Origin of the sequence: Streptomyces sp. NPDC000151, assembly GCF_040301705.1 — a bacterium.
Classification (GTDB): domain Bacteria; phylum Actinomycetota; class Actinomycetes; order Streptomycetales; family Streptomycetaceae; genus Streptomyces.
The window spans coordinates 1-5,632 of sequence record NZ_JBEPFC010000245.1 but is presented as its reverse complement, the minus strand read 5'-3'; the positions used below and the strand labels follow the sequence as shown (position 1 = coordinate 5,632).

4 protein-coding genes are annotated in these 5,632 nt (G+C 75.8%); 2 read left to right on the top strand and 2 right to left on the bottom strand.

Going from position 1 to position 5,632, the window contains the following annotated elements:
• The coding region (locus ABT381_RS34750) for a DUF5682 family protein (RefSeq protein ID WP_351601772.1) at window positions 1-2,450 on the bottom strand (2,450 nt) is incomplete at its 3' end.
• Complete coding sequence (locus ABT381_RS34745) at window positions 2,447-3,592, bottom strand: ATP-binding protein (RefSeq protein WP_351601778.1); 1,146 nt, start codon at window positions 3,590-3,592, stop codon at window positions 2,447-2,449. The genes ABT381_RS34750 and ABT381_RS34745, both read right to left, overlap by 4 nt.
• A 165-nt stretch (window positions 3,593-3,757) precedes the next feature.
• Here ABT381_RS34745 and ABT381_RS34740 point away from each other — a divergent pair, with 165 nt between their 5' ends.
• On the top strand, window positions 3,758-5,308 hold the full coding sequence (locus tag ABT381_RS34740; RefSeq protein WP_502965739.1) for an SWIM zinc finger family protein: 1,551 nt from the start codon (window positions 3,758-3,760) through the stop codon (window positions 5,306-5,308).
• 95 nt (window positions 5,309-5,403) lie between these two features.
• Window positions 5,404-5,632, top strand: a 229-nt coding sequence (locus tag ABT381_RS34735) for a DUF5691 domain-containing protein (RefSeq protein WP_502965738.1), incomplete at its 3' end; no start/stop codon positions are given.

The following is a 5,632-nucleotide window of genomic DNA, read 5'->3' as shown; positions in this document are numbered from 1 at the left end:
GCCGCCGCCTCCTCGCCGCCGCCGCCCGCGGCACCGTGGCCGACCGCCGTACCGCCGCCAGGCGGCCCCGCGGCCACCGGCCCGCGCCGTACCAGCTCGCCGAGCGTGCGCCGCACCCCCGGCTCGTACTGCGAGAACGTCCGCCGCAACAGCGGCAGTACGTCCGTGAACGCCTCCCCCGGCACCCCCGTCAGCCAGCCGTCGAGCAGCGCCAGCAGCCGTTCGTCGTGGACCAGCAGCATTCCCCCGCCGGCCCCGCCCCCGACGAACCCCTCGATCCAGGCCGCGGCGTCGGCGGGCGGCACGCCCGGCGAAAGCGCGAGCCCCATGAGCCGAGCGGCCCCGCCGTCCCCCAGCCGGCCGTCGTCGACGAGGATCCGTGCCGCGCGGCCCCGTATCAGCCCCGGTATGCCCTCCCGCTCCGCCAGCACGCGCAGTACAGCGGTCCAGCGCTCCCGGAGTCCTGACGGCACCTCACCGGACGGCACCTCACCGGACGGCCCGGCCGCGGACTCGGGCGCGCCGTCCCCCGCCGTGGCGGACAGCAGTCCCACGGCCTGCTGCGTCGCGTCGAGATGCGTCCGCATCTCCGCCGCACCCTCCGCGTCCAGGGAGGCGCAGGCCGGCGGCAGGCCCACGAAGACTCGCTCGGCCAGGCCGACCGCGACCTCGCGCAGCGCCGCCGCGTCCGTGCCGCGCACGTCGCCGTACCGCACCGACCGCACCAGCGCGGGCAGCGCCTGGGCGAGGTGGCCGACGTCGGCGTCGAGCGCCGCCCGGTCGGCCAGTACGCGCATCACCACCGGCAGCGCGTCCGGCAGTTCGGCCAGCAGGCAGCGCTCGGCCAGCGCCGTGACCTCGGCGAGCGCGCTCGCGTCCGCCGCGTCCGACGCCGCCCGCGCCGTGGCGGCGGCGAGCACGGTCGTCCCCCAGATGCCCGCCTCCGCGACCCGCACCGACAGCTCCGGCTCCCAGCGCAGCCGCCATGTCTCCCGGAACGTGCCCGTGCTCGTACGGGAATGGGCCGGCGCGCCCCACGGGATGTCCAGCAGCCGCAGCCGGTGCAGCAGCCGGCTGCGCGCGGCGTCGGTCTCCTTGCGCAGGTCCAGCTCCAGCTCGCGTTCCTTCGCCGCCGGCTTGAGGCGGAGGGTGCGCTGGAGCCGCGCGATGTCCCGCTGGAGCGGCACGGCGGGCGCGGTCTGCGGCACCTCGCCGAGCACATCGCCGACCACCAGCCGGTCGTGGATCAGCGAGGCGGGCACGTCGGAGCCGTCGCTCAGCACGGCGCGCACCGCGTCCTCGGTCTCGGTGAGGCCGGCGAGCGGGCGGCCGCGCATCGCCGCCAGCGACTCGGCGAGCCGCACCGCCTCGATGACATGGGCGGTGGAGATGGCGTAGTCCTCCGCCCGGAGCAGCCCCGCGACCTTGGTCAGCCAGCGCTCTATGGGGCGGTCGGGGCTGCTGAAGAGGTGGCCGTACCAGCCGGGCGAGGCGATGCCCGCTCCGTAACCGCTGGTCCGGGACAGCCTGCGGTGCGTCCACGGGACCCAGGTGAGCGACACCTTCGCCTTCGGGAGGCCCTTGAGGAGGGCGCGGTCGGCGGTGACGGTCGTACGGCGGGCGAGCGCCGGTACGTGCCACGCGCCGCAGACGACCGCGAGGTCGTCCCCGAACTCCCGCCGCGCCTCGCGCAGTCGCAGCCGCATGTGCGCTTCGCGTACGGCGTCACGGGGGTCCCCGCCGTCGCCGTACTCCTCCCGCAGCGCCCCCATGGCCTCGGCCAGCGCCTCGAACGGCGCCAGCGCGTCACCGGGCTCCCCTCCCGCACCACTCCCCGCGCCACTCCCCGTACCGCGGTGCTCGACGACGTCCTCCCACCAGCGCTCCGCGTCGTCGTAACCGGCGGCTGCGGCGAGCACCCCGATGGGATCGAGGCGCGCCTCGTCCACCAGCGGGCCGGCCGGCTCCGCCGGCCCAGTCGGCACCGTCTCCGCGGCGGACGGCGCCTCCGCGGCGGACGGCGCCTCCGCGGCTGAATGCGCGGCTGAAGGCGCCTCCGTCTCCGGGCCCGCGCCCGAAGGTCCCTCCGGCTCGGCCAGAGAGTGCGCCGCCGGAAGGTCGATGAAGCGCACCGGGACGCCGCGGCGCAGCGCCCACTGGAGCGCCACCCACTCCGGGGAGAACTCCGCCAGCGGCCAGAACGCGGCGCGCCCCGGATCGTCGGTCACATGCGCGAGCAACGCGACCGGGGGCCGCATCCCCTCGTCCGCGGCCAGCGCCACCAGCGCGTCCGCCTCCGGCGGCCCCTCGATGAGCAGCGCCTTCGGCTCGCACTGCGCCAGGGCCGCACCGACCGCACGGGCCGACCCGGGCCCGTGGTGCCGCACCCCGAGCAGCCACGGCCCGGGCGCCCGCCGCTCCCCCGTGCCGTGCTCCGTCCGCTCCGTCATGCGCTCACCTCCCGGCAGGCGCGGTAGAAGTCCTTCCAGCCGTCGCGCTCGCGGACGACCGACTCCAGGTACTCCTGCCAGACGACGCGGTCGGCCGCCGGGTCCCGGACCACCGCGCCCAGGATGCCCGCCGCCACGTCCGCCGGGCGCAGCACGCCGTCTCCGAAGTGGGTCGCCAACGCCAGTCCGTTGGTGATCACGGAGATCGCCTCGGCCGTGGACAGCGTCCCGGAGGGCGACTTGAGCTTCGTACGCCCGTCCGCGGTCAGACCGCCCCGCAGCTCGCGGAAGACCGTGACGACCCGGCGGATCTCGTCCATGCCGTCCGGGGCCGGCGGCAGGTCCAGCGAGCGGCCGATCTGCTCGACGCGGCGCGTCACGATGTCGACCTCCTCCTCCGGCGTGGCCGGCAGTGGCAGCACCACCGTGTTGAAGCGGCGGCGCAGCGCGCTGGAGAGCTCGTTGACCCCGCGGTCGCGGTCGTTGGCGGTGGCGATGAGGTTGAAGCCGCGGACGGCCTGCACCTCCTGCCCCAACTCCGGTATCGGCAGCGTCTTCTCCGACAGGACCGTGATGAGCGTGTCCTGGACGTCCGCCGGGATACGCGTCAGCTCCTCGACCCGCGCGGTCATGCCCTCCGCCATCGCGCGCATCACCGGGCTGGGCACCAGCGCGTCCCGGCTGGGGCCGTGCGCGAGCAGCCGCGCGTAGTTCCAGCCGTACCGGATCGCCTCCTCCGGCGTGCCGGCCGTGCCCTGGACCAGGAGCGTGGAGTCGCCGCTGACCGCCGCCGCGAGGTGCTCCGACACCCATGTCTTGGCCGTGCCGGGAACGCCCAGAAGCAGCAGCGCGCGGTCGGTCGCGAGGGTGGTGACCGCGACCTCGACGATGCGGCGCGGGCCGACGTACTTGGGCGTGATCACCGTGCCGTCGGCGAGCGTGCCGCCGAGCAGATATGTCGCCACCGCCCACGGCGAGAGGCACCAGCGCTCGGGCCGCGGCCGGTCGTCCGCGGCCGCCAGCGCGGCCAGCTCCTTTGCGAATGCATCTTCCGCGTGCGGCCGCAGTGCCACCGCCTCGCCGTCCCGCCGCCCGGCTTCCGCCGCCGTCCCCCGGCCGCTCCCCGCGCCGTTCTCCGCCATCGCGTAAGACATGACTCCCCCTTGCCCCAAGCCGTACGACCCGCACCCCGCAACCCGCGGGCCGCTTGCGGATTCCAGACTGCACCATGCCACTGACAATCGGCCTCGCCGTGACAAACGTGCTGGTCAGAGCGATTGTCAGTGGCTGGGTCTAGCGTTTTCGACATGCTGGGAATGGACGGGGAGAAGACCCCGAACCCCCGAGCGCAGGGGGAATGCTGGACGACCGACCAGGTACTGGCGGTGGCGCCCGACGCGGCGTCGCGCAAGGCCGGCGGCAAGCTCGCGACGCCCGGCCCGTGGTCGGAGTTGGGCGCGGGCGACGGAGCGGTGTGGGGTGTGTGCAAAGGGAGCGGGAGCACTCCGTACCGCGCGATGGTGGACACGACGGGGCCTGCCTTCAAGTGCGGCTGCCCGAGCCGCAAGTTCCCGTGCAAGCACGCGCTGGGACTGCTGTTGCTGTGGGCGGCGGAGAACGGCGCGGAGGGGGATGACGGCACGGAGGGGGATGTCGGTACGGACGGGGAGGACGGGCGTGTGGTGAGGGCCGGCGAGCCGCCGCGGTGGGTCGCCGAGTGGTTGTCCGGCCGGCGCGAGCACCGCGAGGACCGGCCGGGCAAGGGGGACAAGGACGGCGGCAAGGGCGACAAGGGCAGCAAGGGCCTCGCCGATCCGGCGGCCGCGCGTCGGCGGGCGGAGCGCCGGGCGCAGCGGGTCGGCGCGGGGGCCGAGGAGCTGGAGCGCCGCCTCGCCGACCTGCTGCGCTCCGGGCTGGCCGCGGCGGACCGCGCGGGGTACGGCAGTTGGGACGAGACGGCGGCCCGCATGGTGGACGCGCAGGCGCCCGGACTGGCGTCCCGGGTGCGGGAGTTGGGCTCCATCCCGGGGTCGGGCGCCGACTGGCCGTCCCGGTTGCTGGAGGAGTGCGCGCTGCTCCACCTCCTCGACGAGGGGCTCCTTGGTATCGAGCGGCTTCCGGAGCCGCTGGCGGCCACGGTCCGCTCACGAGTGGGCCTGCCGGCGGACACGGACGCCGCCGGGGATGCCTCGGCGGAGAGCCCGGCCGAGAGTTCCGCCGGGAGGACCGCGGAGAGTTCCGCCGGGAGATCCGCGGAGCGGACGGTGCGGGACCGGTGGCTGGTGCTGGCACAGCAGGACCGCGAGGAAGGCCCGCGGGGCAAGCTGACCGCGCGGCGCATATGGATGCGGGGCGAGCGGACGGGCCGGATGGCGCTGCACCTCTCCTTCGCGGGCCCCGGGCGGGCGCACGATCTCGCCCTGCCGCCGGGGCTCGTCCTGGACGCCGACCTGACGTACTACCCGGGCGCCCGCCCGCTGCGCGTCACCGTGGGCGAGCGGTACGCACCGGCCGCCCCGGGAGGCGTGCCGACCGGGTGCGGCGCGGACGCCGCGCTCGCCGCGTACGGTGACGCGCTGCGCGACGACCCTTGGCTGGACTCCTGGCCGGTGGTGCTGGCCGACGTCGTACCGATACCGGGCCGGCCGCCCACGCCGGGGCGGCCGGGCACGGGATGGCAACTGGCCGACGTCGACGGCGAGTCGGCGCTGCCCGTGGACCCGCGCTGCGAGGGCGGTACGGGCCTGTGGCAGCTGGCCGCGATATCCGGCGGCGGCCCCCTCACCGTCTTCGGTGAGTGCGGCCACCGGGGCTTCGTCCCGCTGACGACGTGGGATCCGGCACCGGTGGCCCTGTGAGAACGGCGACGCTGAGAGACCGGTGACGCGGTGAGACCAGTGACGCGGTGAGAACGGTGACGCGGTGAGAACGATCCGAACGGCCGACGGAGGGGATGGAAGCCGTGAATGAGGCGAGAGGGACGAGCGGAAGTACGCGAAGGGTGACTTCCTGGGGGGAGTTGGTGAGTGCCGCGCTGCTCGGGACGGAGCGGCGGGCCGCTCCGGTGCCGGTGCGTGCGGGGCGGGAGCCCGCCGCCGCGCTGCTGGACGCGGCCGCGGTGAGCACGGTACGACGGCGGGCGGGCCTGCGCCCCGCGCCCGCCGCGGAGCGGCCGGCCGTCG

What these genes read in the sequence shown, in the direction of transcription:
- ABT381_RS34745 (WP_351601778.1), bottom strand. Translation starts at nt 3,592, where the DNA reads ATGGCGGAGAACGGCGCGGGGAGCGGCCGGGGGACGGCGGCGGAAGCC.
- ABT381_RS34740 (WP_502965739.1), top strand. Translation starts at nt 3,758, where the DNA reads ATGCTGGGAATGGACGGGGAGAAGACCCCGAACCCCCGAGCGCAGGGG.